Source organism: Nocardia gamkensis NBRC 108242 (assembly GCF_001612985.1).
Taxonomy (GTDB): Bacteria; Actinomycetota; Actinomycetes; order Mycobacteriales; family Mycobacteriaceae; genus Nocardia; species Nocardia gamkensis.
Genome location: NZ_BDBM01000044.1, coordinates 44,641 through 63,163 on the forward strand (window position 1 = coordinate 44,641; position 18,523 = coordinate 63,163).

At 66.0% G+C, this 18,523-nt stretch carries 5 protein-coding genes; all 5 read left to right on the forward strand.

Annotated features, from left to right (window positions below; translation table 11 throughout):
* Window positions 1–42 precede the first annotated feature (42 nt).
* The 5 genes from sbnB to NG1_RS27465 are packed head-to-tail and all read left to right on the forward strand — an operon-like array spanning window position 43 to window position 18,294.
* Entirely contained in the window at window positions 43–1,041 is a 999-nt protein-coding gene (gene sbnB, locus NG1_RS27445) for a 2,3-diaminopropionate biosynthesis protein SbnB (protein ID WP_062975536.1), read from the forward strand.
* 10 nt (window positions 1,042–1,051) lie between these two features.
* On the forward strand, window positions 1,052–2,554 hold the full coding sequence (locus NG1_RS27450) for a hypothetical protein (RefSeq protein WP_157114261.1): 1,503 nt from the start codon (window positions 1,052–1,054) through the stop codon (window positions 2,552–2,554).
* Window positions 2,551–10,605: a non-ribosomal peptide synthetase gene (locus NG1_RS27455; RefSeq protein WP_062975541.1), complete on the forward strand. Its 8,055-nt coding sequence runs from the start codon at window positions 2,551–2,553 to the stop codon at window positions 10,603–10,605. The genes NG1_RS27450 and NG1_RS27455 overlap by 4 nt, the downstream gene beginning before the upstream one ends.
* Window positions 10,595–17,545, forward strand: coding sequence for a non-ribosomal peptide synthetase (locus tag NG1_RS27460; RefSeq protein ID WP_062975543.1), 6,951 nt, complete (start codon window positions 10,595–10,597; stop codon window positions 17,543–17,545). Before NG1_RS27455 ends, NG1_RS27460 begins: the two co-directional genes overlap by 11 nt.
* Window positions 17,542–18,294 carry a hypothetical protein gene (locus NG1_RS27465; protein ID WP_062975545.1) on the forward strand — a complete coding sequence of 251 codons (753 nt, stop codon included), beginning with the start codon at window positions 17,542–17,544 and terminating at the stop codon, window positions 18,292–18,294. Before NG1_RS27460 ends, NG1_RS27465 begins: the two co-directional genes overlap by 4 nt.
* Window positions 18,295–18,523 lie beyond the last annotated feature (229 nt).

The window sequence follows — 18,523 nt, forward strand, 5'->3', positions numbered from 1 at the left end:
CGATCCCCGGGCGATCTTCGTATTAGACAGAAGGATTGCATCATTTTTGACTTCGAACTTGTCACCAGTTCTGTCGTGAGCGAATTGCTTCGCGATAATGTAGGAGCGGTTCTCGAAATAGTCCGCAATACATATGTGCAACATCGTGATGGACTGACAGTGAATCCTGACAGTCTTTTTTTGAAATTCCCGGAGAAGAAGTCGGCAAGGATCATCGCGTTACCGGCGTTCATCGGCGGCGACATCCGCGCTGCTGGAATCAAGTGGATATCGAGCTTCCCGGAGAACATCGACAACGATGTCCCGCGGGCCTCTGCAGTTCTAGTGCTCAACGACTACGAGACAGGGTACCCAGCCGCGTGCCTGGAGGCAGCCGGAATCAGTGCCGCGCGAACCGCGGCTTCGGCGGCGCTGGCAGCGAAAACGCTTCGTCCCGAAGGCTATCGGGAATCCACCATCGCAGTGATCGGCGCCGGTGTCATCGCACGCACCATCTGCGACCATCTGGTCGCGGCCGGCTGCCGCCCACAGAAGTTCCTGGTTCACGATTTGAACCCGCAGTCGGGTCAGGCGCTGGTCCAGCACCTGACCGAACGGCTGTCCGAGCAAGCTACGACCACCGACCTCGACGGTGCGCTAGCCGCCGACACGGTAGTCTTCGCCACCACCGCGGCCACACCGTATGTCAGCACAGCGTTCCGGCCTGGGCAACTCGTGCTGAACATCTCGTTGCGCGACATCGCGCCCGAGGTGGTTCTCGGTTCGGCGAATATCCTCGACGATATCGATCATTGCTTGAAAGCGAATACCTCACCGCATTTGGCCGAACAGCTCTGCGGCTCTAGAGATTTCGTTACCGGGACACTGGCTGATGTACTGGTCGACGCGATTGCCGTCCCGCCGGGCAAGCCACTGATCTTCTCGCCCTTCGGCATGGGTGTGCTCGATATCGCTGTCGGATCGTTCGTGTACGAGCGTGCCCGCTCGGCCGGGCGATCGATTCGCGTCCCCGAATTCTTCGCCGCAGCCGGGCGATGGTGAGCGGGCGATCATGACTTCCTGGTGGATCACCACCCTGCCACCGATCCCAGGCGCGGTGCGGGCCGTGTTCTACGGCGGGCTGCTCGTCCTATGCCTGATCGATCACCCATCCCCGCTGGACGCTCCGAAACTCGTCGCCCGGACCGCCCCTGAGTTCTACACGCCGGTCGCGGTGTTGCGGATCCTCGGCCTCGAGCACGTGCGACCGCCTGTACTGACGATCGTGCGCTGGGCGACGATCGTGTGCTGGGTCGCCGCCGCCGCTGGATTCGGGCAACCAGTCGCCGGGCTGCTCACCTTCGTGGGCTTCGCGTTCCTGCACGCCGTCAACGCAGGGGCACTCGGCGCTAATCACTCCACCCACGCCGCGCTGTTCGCCCTGTTGAGTCTCTCCTTCTGTGTATCCCACGACACGCTGTCGTTGGACACCTACCTGGCCGATCGATTCGGATGGTCACTGCTACTGGGCCAAGATTCCGTCCTGGCTTCGGGCTTCGCGGCCCTACTGCTGATGGTGTTCGTGGCCTACATCATGTTCGCGGGCGGCGTGGCCAAACTGCGCTACGGCGGGCGGGCCTGGCTGTCAGGTCGGTCGCTGAGGTTCTACATCACCCAGTCGCTTGCCTTTGCCCGCGCCCCACGCATTGCCGGCGCAGTCGCCGGATCGGCGGCGCTGTGCCGGATACTGGCCTGGCTCACGGTTGCGATCGAGCTCGCGGCGCCGCTGATCTTGCTGCTGCCCGGGCAGCGCAATATCTTCGTGCTTGCCTGGATCTGCCTGCACATCGGCATCCTTTTGGTGATGATGCCCGCCTACTGGGTGCAGATGTGGTGCTACATGCTCCTGATGAGCTGGGCGGCCCTGCCCGGGGTTTTGCTGCATTCCGATTCGTACGTGGCCGCGCCCGGCCTCGGTGCGCACGTGCTGGCGGCGGTCGGCACCGCCATCTGTGTCGTGCTGCTTATCGCGCTACTTCGCCAGAGCGAACAGTGGCCATTCACCAGTGTCCCCATGTACTCCAACGGGCTCGTGCCCGAGCAGTTCGATCTGCCCCGGCCTGAGCAGCTGACTGAGCGCGCCCGCCTGGCCGCCCGCGGCGAGCTGTGCAGCTGGCACCGGCCGTGGGTGCCCGCCGAGTCGCTGGACGATATCGAGATCGTCCCGGCCGACAGCGGCCCGGCGATCTCGCTGTTCGACGCCGTGTCCGCCCACGACACTCCGTTCGTCCGCTGGTCCCAGTTCGCGAAAGTCGTACGCGAGGTAGCCATCGACGACCTGTCGGCCAAACCCCCGGATCGCCCCGACGACGACGCGCCCGGCTATCCGGGGAACCGATTCCTCACCGGCGTGCTCCCATTCGTCCGTCAATCGCTGCCCGACTGGCAGCGCTACAGCCATCTCCAGCTTGCTTGCCTGACCACGACCGGATGGTTCCCGATCGCCACCGCGGACCTCGCGGATGCCCGGCGATCGACCACAACCTCCGATGCGAAAGGTCGTGAGACCCCATGAACGAAACGACGATTCTGGCCACAACCGCACCGACCCTGCCGGAGTTGGTACTCGCCCGCTGCCACGCCAGTCCGGACCACACGGCGATTATCGCCGCCGATCGGCGCTTCAGCTACGGCGAACTCGCCGATCGCGTCGACGACATCGCCGCCACCTTGCGCGGCTTCGGAATGCGACCGGGGATGCCGGTCGCGGTCCTGATGGAACGCAGCGCCGACCTGCCCGCCTGCCTGCTGGCAGTGCTGGCGGTGGGCGGGGTGTGCGTGCCGCTGGACCCACATCACCCGGTGGAACGCGGCCGATTCATCTTGTCCGACTGCGGGGCCCGTTTCCTGATCACCAACGTCGACAGCGAGCTGGCCACGACCCCGGAGCTGACCGTCCTCGACATCCGCATTTCGCCGCCGCACCAGGTGGGCGGTGCAAGTGTACAAAGACCGGAAATCGTCGCCGACCCGCTGATGTACTACCTGTACACATCCGGTTCGACCGGTCGGCCGAAGGGGGTAATGCTCACCCAGCATGGCGTCCTCAACGTCATGTTCTGGGCCCAGGAATACTTCGGCATCGGTCCTGGCGACGTGGTGCTGCAGCGGACGACCTTCACCTTCGACATTTCACTGCTCGAGCTGTTCGCGCCGCTGATCGCCGGCGCCACCGTGGTGCTGCTCGCGCCGCAGGCCCAGCTTTCACCGGAGGCCGTCCGTGAGTCCATCGTCGCGCACGGTGTCGGCCTCGTGCAGTTCACTCCGTCTGCCCTGGCTACCCACATCTCGGCGCTGGACGGCGACCCGCTGCCGGGCGTGGCGCGTTGCCTGGTCGCGGGCGAGCCGCTCAAAACGGCGCTACGCGACGACTTCTACCGAATCACCGGCGATTGCACCCTGTACAACCTGTACGGCCCAACCGAAACGAGCATCTACGCCACGGCCTGCGAGGTCCCACGCAGCGGCCCGATCTCGGTCGGTGTCCCGCTGCCGAACACCTGGATCGACATCCGCAGCGAAAGCGGGGCGACCTGTGCCCCCGGCGAGCCGGGGGAGTTGTGGATCGGTGGTGTCGGCGTGGCCCGCGGCTATCTCAACAAGGACGAGCTGACCGCACAGCGGTTCGTATCGGATGTATTCCGCTCCGGTGACCTGGGCATCCGGCTGGCCGATGGGCAGATCGACCTGCGCGGCCGCCTCGACCACCAGGTGAAGATTCGCGGATTCCGGATCGAACTGGGTGAAGTGGAGAACGCCCTGACCACGACGCCTGGCGTCACCGACGGCGTCGTGGTCGTGGCCGATCTGGACGGTAGCCCGGAGCTGGCCGCGTACTGGATCGGCAACGGCGACGCGCGGTCGATCACGGAGAATCTGCGGCGAACGCTGCCCGGATACATGATCCCGACCCATTACATCCACATGTCCGAGTTCCCACTCACCGGCAGCGGCAAGATCGACCGGAACGCGCTGCCCGCGCCAGGAACCGGCACGGAGACCGATGGCCCCCACACGCCCCCGCGCGACGACACCGACCGGGCGCTATGCGCGCTATTCGAGCAATGCCTGGGGCGGACCCGGGTCGGCATCGATGATTCCTTTCTCGATCTCGGGGGTGACAGCCTCAAGGCCGCCGTGCTCGCCCGCCGTGTGCGTGACGTGCTGGGCAGGCCGGTCGAGATCGCGCATCTGCTGGCGGACACCACAATCCGGGCCTTGGTCGATGAGGCCGCCATGCACGGTACAGCGGGGGAGTCGTCTCCGATAGCGGCGGTACCCGTGGCGCCGTGGTACCCGCTGTCTTCCGGGCAGCGATCGTTGTGGATGCTCGCACAGGGTGGTGCGCCGCACGCCGCGTTCGTCGAACCGTTGGTCTACCAGATCAGCGGACAACTGGATGCGACTTCGTTGCGCGGCGCGCTGCAGGGTGTGCTCGATCGGCACGAGGCATTGCGCACCGCCATCGTCGCGATCGACCACCAACCGATGCAGCGACCTGTGCTCGACTACCGATTGGACTGGACCGAGCGGCAATTCGGCGGCGCCGACGAACTCGACGATTTCCTGGCCGAGTTCGTCACTCGCGATTTCGATCTCGAACGCGGCGAGTTGTTCCGGGCCGCATTGGTCCGGCTGGATACCCATCAGCACGTTCTCGCCGTCGCTATGCATCACATCGCGACCGACGGGTGGTCGTTGACCGTGCTGATCGAGGAGATCCTCAGCCGCTACTCCAGGCTGCGCGTCGGCATCGAGCCAGCCGAGGAGCCGATTGCGCTGCAATACAAGGACTTCGCGGTGTGGCAGCAACGTAGCCTGCTGACCGGATCGAGCGCGCGCACGGCACGCGAGTACTGGCTCAGCAAGCTCGGCGGCGACCTCGAACGCCTCGAGCTGCCGACCGACCGCCCTCGCCCGCTCGAACGTAGCTTTCGCGGAGCCACCGCGCAGGCGATCGTCCCGCAGCAGGTGCTGGATCTGCTTCGCCTCCGCTGCCGAGAATCAAGCGCCACACTGTTCGCCGGGCTGCTCGCCGCAGTCCGGGTATTGCTGTACCGCTACACCGGACAGCGCGATTTCGCGATTGGCACCTCGGTCCTCGGCCGGCCGCGCGGCGAACTGGACAGCCAGATCGGCTACTTCGTCAATGCGGTGGCCTTGCGCGACAACATCACCTCGACCACTACTTTCCAGGACTTGCTGGGCTTGACCCGGTCCACAGTAACTGAAGCGTTGCGGCATGGTGATTACCCCTTCGACCGCGTGGTCGACGATCTGCGGGGCAACACACCCCACGACCGCAATCCACTGTTCGACGTGATGGTGATGATCGACCCAGGCTGGGGAGATCCCGGGTCCCCGCCTGAGGGCCTGCGTATCGAACAGCAACTCGCCCCGAACGCCCACAGCAAGATGGATCTCACCCTCTTCCTGAAAGAAACCGACAAGGGGCTCCGGGTGTTGGCGGAGTATTCGGCCGACATCTTCGACGCCGACCGCATCGACCGGATGCTCACCCACTTCACGACGATGCTCGCCGACGCCGTCGCACGGCCGGACGTCGCGGTGGCAGGTCTGGCGCTGCTGGCAGTCGAGGAGCGTCGCCGCGTGTTGGCCGAGTTCAATGACACCGCAGTCGATTTCGGGCCGCCGGTGCCCGTCCACCGCCTCTTCGCGCAGCAAGCGGACATGTTCCCGGACCGCACGGCTGTCGTCGACCGTCTCGGTGCGCGCACCTATGGTGAACTCGCGGCCGAGGCCGAGGCCATCGCCTGGTTGCTCGTGCACCGCTACGGGGTCCGCCGCGGTGACCGGGTGGCGCTGATGCTGGACCGCTCCGCCCGGATGGTGGCGGCGGTCCTCGGCGTGCTCGAGGCAGGCGCGACATACATGCCGGTGAGCACCACCGATCCGGCTGAACGCGTGCGGTCGCTGATCGAGGACGGCGTGCCCGGTGTGGTGCTCGTCGACGATCCGGAGGTCGCGATGGTGAAACTCGGCCCGGGCGCACCGCCGACGTTGGACGTGGGCCCAAGTGTGTCGCTGCCGCGTGTGGAGCGCGGCTGGGATCGCCCGGAGGTGTCCCTTGCCGACGCCGCGTACTGCATCTTCACTTCCGGCTCCACCGGCAGACCCAAGGGCGTAGTGGTCGAACACGCCGCACTGTTCAATCGGCTCGCATGGATGCGCGAGGGGCTGGCTCTCTGCGCTGCGGATACCTTCCTGGTGAAAACGCCCTACAACTTCGACGTATCGGTGTGGGAGATCCTTCTGCCCGGTACGGTCGGCGCTCGGCAGATAGTGCTCGACCCCGGCGGCGAACGTGACCCGGAGACCATCCGGACCGCGATGGACGACCACGCTGTGACTGTCGTCCATTTCGTACCTTCGATGCTCGCCGAATACCTCACCGCCGTGTCCGGGGGCGGATTCGACGGCGTCCGGCACTGCGTCACCAGCGGTGAAGCGCTGCCAGACGACCTTGCAGCGACGTTCTGCGCCTCCGCCCCGACCACCGACCTGCACAACTTCTACGGACCCACCGAGGCCACCATCGATGTGAGCTGGGCGCGGATCGAGTCGGACACGCCCGTCACCATCGGGCGGCCCACACCCAACACCCGCCTATACGTACTCGACAGCGCGGGGCAGCCTGCGCCGATTGGGATCACGGGCGAACTGTGCATCTCCGGTGTCCAGTTGGCCCGCGGCTACCTGGGCAGCCCAGGCCGAACCGCGGTGAGCTTCGTCGCCGACCCGTTCGCCGACGGCCGGACGCTCTATCGCACCGGCGACAGCGCGAGATGGACCGCCGACGGCCGACTGCAGTACCTCGGGCGCCGGGACGACCAGATCAAGCTGCGGGGCTTTCGGATCGAACTCGGCGAAATCGAGCAGGTCCTACGCGACGTCGACGGCGTCGGTGCCGCCGTCGTTCTGCTCGACCGCACCGCCGAAGGGACAGAATTTTTGAAGGCTTTCGTCACCGCTGAGGCCGGCATTGACGGCGAGCGGCTGCGTCGGCTAGTGGCCCGCTTGCTACCTGCGCACATGATTCCCGCCCAGCTGCTGGTGATCGATGCCATCCCGGTAACCGCGAACGGCAAGGCCGATCGCCGCGCGCTCGCGACCCTATCGGCCCCCCGGGCCGATCGGCGCGCGGACCCGGTGCTGCCGGTCGAGCGTGAACTGCTCGCCCTGTGGCGGACGATCCTGCCAGAAGGAGACCTCGACACCGACGACGACTTCTTCACCAAAGGCGGGGACTCGATCAGCGCCCTTCGGCTACGCTCGCGAATCACCGAACGATTCGGTGTCACGGTGCGGCTGTCGGCGCTGTTCACCAGGCGCACCGTCGCCGATCAAGCCGACCACATCGACGAGCTGCGGCGCTCCGGCCAGGTGGCGCGACGCACCCTGTGCCGCTATCCGCGCCGAGACCGCCATCCTCTGTCCGCAGCGCAAGAGCGAGTGTGGTTCCTGCAACAGCTGGCACCCGAGAGCGCCGCCTACAACATCAGTCTGCTCTGCCATCTGTCAGGGAGCCTGAACCTCGCCGCATTCGAACGCGCGGTTGTCGATCTAGTCGCCCGCCACGAGATCCTCCGTACCACCTACACCCGTGTCGGTGATCAAGTTTTCCAGACTGTGTGCACCGACTGCACCGTTCCCTTCGCCGTACTCGACGACGGCGACCCCGCCGTTACCGCTCGCGCGATCGCCGCGTCCCCATTCGATGTCGCCACAGAGTTGCCCCTGCGGGTCCGGCTGCTGCGGCAGAACCCACGTGAGCATCACTTGCTCGTGGTCCTGCACCACCTGGCCGGGGACGGCTCATCGATGCAGCTGCTCGCCCAGGAACTATCCGCGCTGTACGGGTTCCACACCGGTGCGGTCACCGAGCGCCCCGCCGAGCCCGGCCTGCAGTACATCGACTATGTCGAATCCGAGCGGATCGCACATAGTTCGGAACGCACTGAACGCGATCTGGAGTACTGGACGGTGCGACTATCCGGTGTCCCGCAGCTCGAACTCGCCACCGACCCAGCCCCGCAGGCTCCCGGGGGCGCTGGCCGCACCTACGCGACAATGGGGACACAGACATCGCAGGCGTTGCGCGAACTGGCCACCGCGCGGTCGGTCACCCTGTTCGAGATCGCGATGTCGGCACTGGATCTGCTGCTGTCGCGGCTGAGCGGCCAGGACGACATAGCGCTTGGGTTCCCGATCAGCAATCGCCATGAATCCGAACTCGATTCGATCGTCGGCCTGTTCCTCAACACGCTGGTCCTGCGCGCCGACCTCACCGCCGCGCGCACCTTCGCCGAATTGCTCGCGAGGGTCAGCACGGACATCCATGAGGCCTACGACCACCAAAGCGCGCCGTTCGAACTGATCGTCGAACGGCTCAACCCGCCACGCAATGTCGGCCGCACACCGATCTTCGATGTGCTGGTCAATTTCCAAAACGACATGCGGGCCGACATGTCCTTTCACGGCGTCGACGTCGAGTTCCGCAGCCACGAGTTCGCCGTCGACGCGAAGTTCGCCATGGTCTTCTATTTCGTGGACGACGGAGAGCATGTGCACGTCGAACTCGCTTACCGGCGCGACCTGTTCGCCGCCGTGCGCGCCGAGGCGATCGTCGGACAGCTGATGTTCCTTCTCGATCAGATTGCCGCCGATCCCGACCGTGAACTGGCGGACTACTCGCTGCGTGTACCCGGATCCGCCGGGTGCGACGTCGACCTCGCCGTGCCGCTGCCCGTGCCGACGCCGCGCCGCGCGCTCGATGCAATCGCCGGGCACGCGCGGGCACGTCCGAATCTGATCGCGATCGAGCACGGCACGGATTCGGTGGCCTACTACGAATTGTCCAACCGGGTCGCGACCCTTACCCGTCACCTGGTTGAGTCCGGTGTTGGTGGTGGCCGGGTCGTCGTCGTGACCGGACCGCCCGGCATCGGTTTCGTCGTCGGTCTGCTCGCCGCACTGCGCGCCGGCGCGATCGTGCTGCCGCTGGATCCGGAACTCCCTCTGCGACGCCGTGATCACCTGATCGCTATCGCGCGGCCTGCAGTGAGTGTCGTCGCAGGCAATGGCCCGGCTCCCACTCAGGCAACGCATCGTGTCGATGCTCGGACCGGCCTGCTGATCTCGCCGCCCGCCTCAGCGGCCGATGCGGCGTTGGCATGGCCGCCGCCCGACGCACCGGCGTACATCTTCTTCACCTCGGGCACCACCGGCACACCCCGGGCCGTGCTCGGCGGGCACCGCGGGCTCGATCACTTCCTCTCGTGGCAGAGCAGCACTTTCGAGGTGGGCCCGGGTGATCGGTGTGCACAACTCACCGGGGCTTCATTCGATGTGGTGCTCCGCGACATCCTGCTGCCGCTGGTCAGCGGGGCGACTCTGGTGGTGCCACGGGAATCGGATCGCTACGACGGGCGTGCGATGCTCGCCTGGTTCGCCGAGCAGCGTATTACCACATTCCACGCTGTCCCGACAGTCTTGCAGTCGTGGCTCAGCGACCTCCAGTCGGCAGTGTCGCTGCCTGCGCTGCGCTGGGTGTTTCTGGCGGGCGAGCCGCTGAAAGCGCATGTCGTCGAGGCATTCCGGGCGAGATGTGCGGGGGTCTCGCGGATCGTCAACCTGTACGGTCCGACAGAGACCACCCTGGCCAAACTGGCCCACGTGGTCGACGACTCGCCCCTTCCCACGCTACTTCCGGTGGGGACACCGTTGCCCGATACCCAGGTCCTGATCCGGCGCGCGGCGACCGACTGCGGTGTCGGGGAGCCAGGTGAGGTGCTGATCCGGACGCCGTTGCGCAGCCACGGCTACTATCGCGATCCTGCAGCGACCGCTGCGGCCTTCGTCGTGAATCCGCACCGCGACGACCCCGAGGACCTGCTTTACCACACTGGCGACCTCGGACGGCTGCGGCCCGACGGACGCCTCGAGATCATCGGTCGCGCCGACGATCAAATCAAGATCAACGGGGTGCGTATCCAGCCCGCCGAGGTCGAATCCGCAGTATCGACGCACCCTGCGGTCGAGCAGTGCGTCGTGCGCGTCGACCGCTTGGCTACCGCGCCGGCGCTCACCGCATACGTCGTCTCGCGGCTGCCACACGACTCGGTCGCCGACGTGTTGCGCGATCATCTCGCCGACCGACTCCCCTTGGCCATGTTGCCACGGTCGTTCGTCGCGGTCGACCGGATCCCGACGACCCCGAACGGCAAGCCCGACCGAGCCGCGCTGCCCGCCGCGGAGGCGACAGTCACCCCGACCCACCAGCAGCCGCGATCGGCCACCGAAGCGGCGATCCAGGAGGTCTGGGCTGCGGTGCTGAACCTGGCCGCCCCGGGCGTAACCGACGACTTCTTCGAGCTAGGCGGCACTTCGCTGAAGCTGCTGCACTTGTATTCCAAGCTCTCGGAACGCTTCCCGGGTGTCTTCAACGTCACCCATCTCTTCTCGCGCCCAACGATCGCCGGTCAAGCCGCGCTCGTCACGCCAGTACTCTCGCCGACTCCGGAGATGGTCGAATATGACTTCTGACAACTCCCGCGCCGCGGATGCCCACGCGGAGATCGCCCCCACCGACGTCGCCATCATCGGCATGGCGGCCAGCCTGCCGGAAGCCGACGACCTAGGACAGTTCCTCCACAACCTGCGAACCGGGCGCGACAGCGTCCGGGAACTGTCCCAGGACCGCAAGCGTCGTACCTCGCTGCCGCCGGATGAGCGCTACCAGCTCTGCGGCTATATCGAGGAGATCGACTTGTTCGACCACGCCTTCTTCGGCTACTCGAAGGGCGAAGCCGACAACATGTCGCCCCATCACCGGCTCCTGCTGCAGGCGGCGGTCCAAGCCGTGGACAACGCGGGTTACCCGCTGAGCACAATGCGCGGCCGACGTGGCTCGGTGTATATGGCCGACACCCGAATCGGATACGACCTGCTTGCCGCGCGTCGGGAGGCGACGATGGTGATGGGCAGCCACGTCGCGGCGACGGCGGGGAGGCTATCGCGCTTCCTCGGCCTGACCGGTCCCTCAGCGATGGTCGACACCTCGTGCTCCTCGGGCTTGGTCGCGGTCCATTTCGCGGTCAACGACCTGGTCGGTGGGGACGCCGACATCGCACTGGCCGGTGCGGCGAGCCTCAACCTCTTCGCCGATCGTCTCGACGACACCAGCACCGACATCGGCATCCGGTCCCGCGACGGCAAAGCCCGATCCTTCGCCGCGGAGTCCGATGGCACCGGATCCGGCGAAGCGGTGGTCGTCGTGGTGCTCAAACGCCTCGCCGACGCTGTCCGCGACGGCGACAACGTCCACGCGGTACTCAAAAGCGTCGCCGTCAATAACGTAGGCGGACGGTCGAGCACGCTGACCGCGCCCGACGTCGAAGCCGAGGCCGAGGTTCTCGAACGCGCCTGGCGCAAGGCGGGGATCGACCCAGCCACTATTGGATATCTCGAAGCGCATGGCACCGCGACCCGGCTGGGCGACCCGATCGAAGTGGAGGCCATCGACAGCGCCTTCGGCAGGTCGACCGATCGGAAGCGGTTCTGCGCGCTTTCGTCAGTGAAGACCAACATCGGTCATACGTGGAGTGCTTCCGGGCTCGTCGGTATCGTCAAGGCAACCCTGGCGCTGCGCGGCGGAGAGCTGTTCCCGAATGTGCATTCGGACCAGCTCAATCCGTTGATCGACTTCGACAACTCGGCGGTGGTGGTCACCCGCGATCTCACCCCATGGCCGCCCGCCGGGCATCCGCGCCGCGCAGGTGTCAGCTCGTTCGGGGTGATGGGCACCAACGCCCACGCGGTTCTCGAGCAGGCCCCGGAACGAGCCAGGTCCGCCGCACCGCGGCCGGGGCGGTTGTGGGTGCCGATCTCGGCTGCGAGCCCGGCGTCGCTCATGGCGAACATCGACGCGCTTTGCCGCTGGATCGACGAGCGGCCAGACCTCCGTCTCGACGATCTGAGTCACACCCTCGTCGCGGGCCGCGATCACCACCGGTATCGGTACAGCGTCGTCGCGGGTGACGTCGGCGAACTGCGGGCCGCGCTGGCTTTGCCGCCGGAAACCGTTGCTGCGCAGCTGACAACGGCGTCGGTCGGGGCGATCTTGTCGGACCGATGCCTGGCCTCGGCGGAACTCGTCGTCACCCTGCGCGCCCAGCACCCGGTGTTCGACGAACGGTACCGCGAGTGCGAGCACACGAGCCTGACCGCAGGAATCGAATTGGACACGGGCTTCGCCTTCCAATACGCGATCGTGGGTTTGTTCCGTTCCATCGGGCTGCCGATCCGTCACATCGTGCCCGATGGCGCCGGAAAGCATGTCGCCGCCGCTGACAGCGGGCGGGTGACACTCGAGGCAGCCCTGAGAGACACCTCCCTGCATCGCAACGGCGCCGCACCGGCCCCCGCGAGCCTCAGTTACCGCGTCGACCGCCTACTGGACCAGATCGCCGGTGAGCACATCGTGTTCGTAGAAGCCGGGCCGCAGGCTGCGGTCTCCGCGGAGATCGTGGCCCGCACCACCCCCGGCATCACCGTCCTCGATGTAGCGGACCGACCCGACGGGTACTCCCACCTGCTCGCCGACCTCTATCGGCGCGGAATTGACTGGGAGTGGTCGCCCAGCGCGCCCGCCGGCCAGCGAATCGAGTTGCCGCCCTACCAGTTCCAGCAGATCCGCTGCTGGATCGATGACACCGGGCAGTCGGACGACTGGCCAGGGCCGGTGGAGCCGCAGGAACTCGTCTCACCATCGCGTACCGTTGAGGAGGCCGTGCATGAGAGCTGGCGGCTGGTCCTGGGACTGGAAACCGTCGATCCCGACGAGTCGTTCTTCGACATCGGCGGTGATTCGATCAGCGGACTGCAAGTCCTGAACCGGTTGCGGGAAGAGTTCGCAATTGCGCTGGACCAGTTCGCGATCTTCGATCACGAAACTCCGCGCATGCTCGCCGAGCACGTGCGGGCGGTGCAAGCGGCTGCGGCCACCGTGGTGTGCGTCGAGCCCACGGCACCCGAACAGGATGAATTGTTCCCGCTCAGCCCGGGCCAGCAGCATATCTGGGTGGCTGCCCAGTTCGAAGGCGGGTCGGTAGCGTTCAACCTGACCCGGGGCCTGCTGCTCGACGGTCCCGTCGACCCCGAAGCGATGAGGCAAGCCGTTAGCGGCGTCCTCGAGCGGCACGCCGGATTGCGCGCGACATTCGTCCACACCGACGGACAGCCGCGTCAGCGAGTCGGGCGCGTTCCAGCGGTGGTACCGCTGGAGATCGGCACCGATCACCGTGAGCTGCCCGGGCCGGAAGACCTTCGCAAACTGTGCCGGCGGATCGCTGAACGTCGGTTCGACCTGACCGAAGGTCCTCTGTTCCGCGTGAATCTCCTGCGTTTCGCTGGCGATCGATCGATCCTTGTGCTGAGTACACACCATCTGGTCGCCGACGGCTGGTCACTGGGCATCCTGGTTGGCGACCTCATGAGCCTTTACCACTCGGCCACCGTCCTGTCCGTCCCGCTTCCGCCAGCGGGCGACTACCGCGCGTTGCTGCTCGATGATCTCGATCGCGCCGGACGCGAAAGGGAAACCGACCGGCAGTACTGGCTGGATCATTTCGCCGAGATCCCCCCACCCGTCCGGCTCCCAGTCGGCTCCGGCCGGAGCCAGGCATTCCGCGGCACCTATCGGACGTTTCGACTCGCGGACGACCTGTGGGTGGCGCTGAAACACTTCACCCGCCTGGAGTCGACAACGACCTTCGCCGCAGCGTTCGCGGTTTTCGCCGCCTACTTCGCCCGCCATACAGAAAGCGGTGAAGTGACACTCGGAACCTCCCTGGCGGGCCGCAACCGGCAGGATGCGGAGAACGCCGTCGGCATGTTTGTGCGGACTGTCCCGGTGCGCACAAAAGTCGGCGATGACGCCACGCTGCGGTCCGTGCACACCGCCGTGCGCGCGGCGCTGCGCGGCGCCGCGCGCCACGACGGATTCCCCTACGAGGAACTGGTTGGCGAACTACGCCGCCGCGGCTCGCTATCGGCACCACGCCTGTTCGACGTGCTGATCGAGTTCCAGCAGTTCTCCGCACCCGCCCCCGTGCAGCCGGATACGGGTTTGGTCGTCGCGCCACTGCCTGTGACCCTGGAAACCAGTGTCTTCCCGATCAATATCATGCTGTCCGAGAACGCCGACGGGCTGGACGCGGTGATCCGCTACGACACTGGCCTGTTCGACGCGGATGCTATAGAACAGCTCTGGACCGGCTACTGCAACCTGCTCGAGGTGTTGGCGGCCGCGCCGGGAACCATCGTCACAGAGCTGCCCCTGATCGGCCCCAGCGCCGAACACGAGCTGCTGAACATCGGATACCAGAAGCTGGACTTCGATCCCGCCGACCGCATCCACCACGCGATTGAACGGATCGCGGCCGAGACGCCAGAACGTGCTTGCCTCGGCGGGCCGCTCGGACACCGAACCTTCGGCGAACTCAACGGCAACGCCAACGGCATCGCCCGATTGTTGAGTGCCCACGGAATCAGGCCGGGCGATGTGGTCGCGATCCTCATGGACCGCACGCCACGCACGGTGGAGGCCATCCTCGGCATCTGGAAGATCGGTGCGGCCTACCTGCCCATCGATCCGAAAAACCCGGTGGCCTACGTCGCATCGGTGCTTGACGTATCGCGAGCCACACTGGTTCTGTCCGAGGGCGCCGAGTCGGCGTCGGACACTGGCGTGACCGTGGTGGATCTCGACGTTGCTCTCGCGCCCGGAAACCCCGGCAATCCGCCGCGATCCGACGCCGCCGCCTCCGAACTCGCCTACGTCATCTACACGTCCGGCTCGACCGGGACGCCGAAGGGCGCGATGGTCGCACACACCGGGATGCTCAATCACCTACACGCCAAGATCACCGATCTGCAATTGAGCCGCCATAGCGTGGTCGCCCAGACCGCGTCGAACAGCTTTGACATTTCGGTCTGGCAGATGTTCGCGGCACCATACGTGGGCGGTCGGACTGTTATCTACCCTCAGGACCTACAACTCGAGCCGGGCGCGTTGCGATCGCGGCTGGAGTCTGACGCCGTCACCGTCCTCGAGGTCGTGCCCTCCTACCTGGACACGGTGCTACACATATGGGCTGGCGAACCGTTCGCGGCGTTGAACTGGCTCATGGTCACCGGCGAGGTCGTGCAGCCGAAACTGGTCAACGAATGGCTGCGGGCCTTTCCTCGCATACCCGTCATCAACGCTTACGGTCCTACTGAAGCCTCCGACGACATCACCCACCACATCATCACCGAACCGGTGATGACGTCGTCGGTGCCGCTGGGGCGGCCGATCGTCAACACCGCCATCTACGTGCTCGATGAGCGCTCCCGGGTGCTCCCGCGCGGCGAGGCCGGCGAGATCTGTGTCAGCGGCGTCGCGGTCGGCCGCGGCTACCTCCACGACCCCGAGCAGACCGCACTTGTTTTCGTGCCCGATCCCTTCCATCGCGACCGGCGGATGTATCGCACCGGCGACGTCGGACGGTGGCGGGCCGACGGCACCCTCGAACTGATCGGCCGACGCGACACCCTTGTGAAGATCCGTGGATTCCGTGTGGATCTCGGGGCGATCGAGCATCGAGTCGGCACCGCACCCGGCGTGCGGGCCGTCGCTGTGGTGACCGGCGGCGCGGACCAGGATCGCTTGGTGGCATACGTCGTCCTCGACGACCCGGCAGCGTCTACAGCGCGCTGCGCGGCGTACCTGGCCGCGCAGCTGCCCGAATATATGCGCCCGGACCTGGTCGAACTGGATCGGCTGCCGCTGACGCCAAACGGCAAAACCGACCGCAAGGCCCTCGAGCGCCACACCGTCTCCGGGTCCGCGCCGATCCCGAGCCGCCCGCCCACTTCGCTGGTGGAACTCACACTGACCGCGATCTGGGAAGAAGTCCTCGGCCGCCGAGTCGGGATCTACGACCGCTTCCTCGACACCGGCGGAAACTCTCTACTCGCGATCCAGGTGGTGTCGCGCATCCGGCATCGGCTCGACGCCGAGGTGACACTCGAGCAGATCTTCACCCACCAGTCGATAGCGAGCCTGGCCACAGTAATTGGCAGCGACCACACCGGCTTGGGCGGTTCCGTCGAGTCGCTCGGCGGTCCAGGCGAGTACCCGGTAGCACCGATCCAGCGGCTGATGCTCGAGACCGAAGCCTCGGCACCGGCCCCCGAAGCATTCAATCGCAACGACCTGTTCGAGGTGGCCGGCGAGATCGACACCGAGCGCTTCCGCGACACGTTCGCAGCGCTGGTGGATCGCTACGAGAGCCTGCGTACGACCTACCCCGTCACCGGCGAACATGCCCGGATGGTGATACACCCCGCCGGTGAGCTAGAGCTGCCATTCGCGGTCCGCGACCTGAACGACAACGACGCGGTGCACGCCTACGCGGCCGAGCGCATCCAGGTGCCGTTCGACATCTCGCGTGAGCCGCTGATCCGGATCGAACTACTGCGGACCACAACCGGTTCCTGCTGGATCCTCATGTCGATGCATCAGCTCGCCTCCGACGGACGAACCGTCGAGATCGTCTTGAACAATCTGTTGGAGACGTATCGTGCGCTGCAGACTGGGATACCTATCCCCCCGGCTCCGGTCACCCAGTACAAGGAGTTCGCCGCCGCTCGGCGCGCCCGTGAAGACGACGAACGACTTCGCGGGTTCTGGCAGCGGGAACTGGAAAACACCGACACCGTGCTCGACCTGCGCACCGATCGGCCCCGACCGCCGTCGACCACACTGCCCGGCGGCCGGTGCTATCGCACATTGGACGCCGAATCGACGGCCAGGTTCGACGAACTGGCCACCGTCAACACGGTGACCGGATTCGTGGTGGCCCGCACAGCGGTGGCACTGCTGCTGTTCGGGGAGACCGGCCGCCCAAGTGTGACGATCGGCGCCTATGCGCGCGGACGTGACCAGCTCGAATGGGAGGACCAGATCGGATGCTGCCTCAACATCGTGCCGATGCGTCTGACCCGGCCCGAGCACGATGACCTAGACAGAGCACTGCGCGAGGCACAGGGCGATACCCTGCGCGCATTCGCGCACCAAGACTACCCATACGGCTCGATTATGCGCGACCTCAGGTGGCGGCGAGGTCCCGACCGCAGTCCGTTATTCGACGTGATGATCGCTTACGACCTGTGGGACAGCCAACCGGCACCGCAAGCGCGACCATTTGATCTAGTGGCGCACCCGCTGCCGCGGCGAGCCAAAGAAGCCGATCTGCAGTTCACGTTCGGCCGGACGCACGACAAACTGGAAATCGTAGTCACCTACAACACCGATCTCTACACCGACGAGACCGCCGCCGCGCTCGTCGACCGCCTGTGCGCGGTCATCAACGGGATGCTCGATCGCCGCCAGATCACGGAGATCGGTGTTGCCGCCACTGCGGATAGGATTCTGCGGTGAATGACGACATCGAGCGGCTCGACCGGGAACGGTGGTCCAGCGGTGAGCCCAGCGAAAGCGGGGATCTGCGCCGGGAATGGTCGGTCGACCGAACCGAATGCCGGATAACCTGCTGTTCCGCAGATGCGAGCGCGTTGTCGGCGATCGTGGCGCGCGAGGTCGCAGCCGCCGAAAGGCTCGGCTACCAGCTGGAATGGAAGACCTACGAGCACGACCAGCTGTCCGACCTACCAGTGGCGCTGCGAGGCGCCGGTTTCGAAGCCGAACCCGTTGAAGCGGTCTTGGTGCGCACCGAGCCCCTCGTGAACCCGCCGCGCGCTGATGCCCCGGCCGTCCGAGTCGTCACCGACCCGGACACAGACCTGGTCGACCTGATCGCAATCTGGCAGGCAACCGGTCGGCGTGGCATCGACCAGGCAGTCGACACGTTGCGGGTACAACTACGGGAATGCGCGGTAAGTGTGCACATCGCCTACTCTGGCGGCGAGCCGGCTTCCTGCGGTCGCCTGCATTACGGCACGACACCTGCGTTCGCCGAACTCGCCGGTGGGTCGACTGTTCCCGGTCTCCGTTGCCGCGGCCTGTATACCGAGTTGGTCTATTCCCGTCTGGCGGAGGCCTTCTCACGGTTACGGACCGCCGTGTACGTCGACGCGCTGCCCACTTCCGCGCCGATCCTCTGCGGTCGGGGGTTTCGGCACGTCACCAATACCCGACCGTACTCCTATACACCTGCATCTATTCCCTGATTCTCGCTCTATTCCACTACACCAGATACGCAGACCGTATGGACTTATGAATCTGGCGGAGAAGGGAGGTCGCCGAGGCTCGGCGCATGCGCGCGGTCAGTCAGCGGATTCGGGTGGGTGCTGTGAGTCGTACCATCGCAGGATTCCGCGGAGTGCTGCCGTGGTAGAGGTTCGCCGTTCTGGTCTTCGGTAAGCCGGATTCGCAGATCGCATCGAGTGGCAGGTGCTG

Excerpts from the sequence above, each read along its gene's own strand:
- NG1_RS27455 (WP_062975541.1), top strand. The coding sequence starts at position 2,551 with ATGAACGAAACGACGATTCTGGCCACAACCGCACCGACCCTGCCGGAG.
- NG1_RS27460 (WP_062975543.1), top strand. The coding sequence starts at position 10,595 with ATGACTTCTGACAACTCCCGCGCCGCGGATGCCCACGCGGAGATCGCC.
- NG1_RS27450 (WP_157114261.1), top strand. The coding sequence starts at position 1,052 with ATGACTTCCTGGTGGATCACCACCCTGCCACCGATCCCAGGCGCGGTG.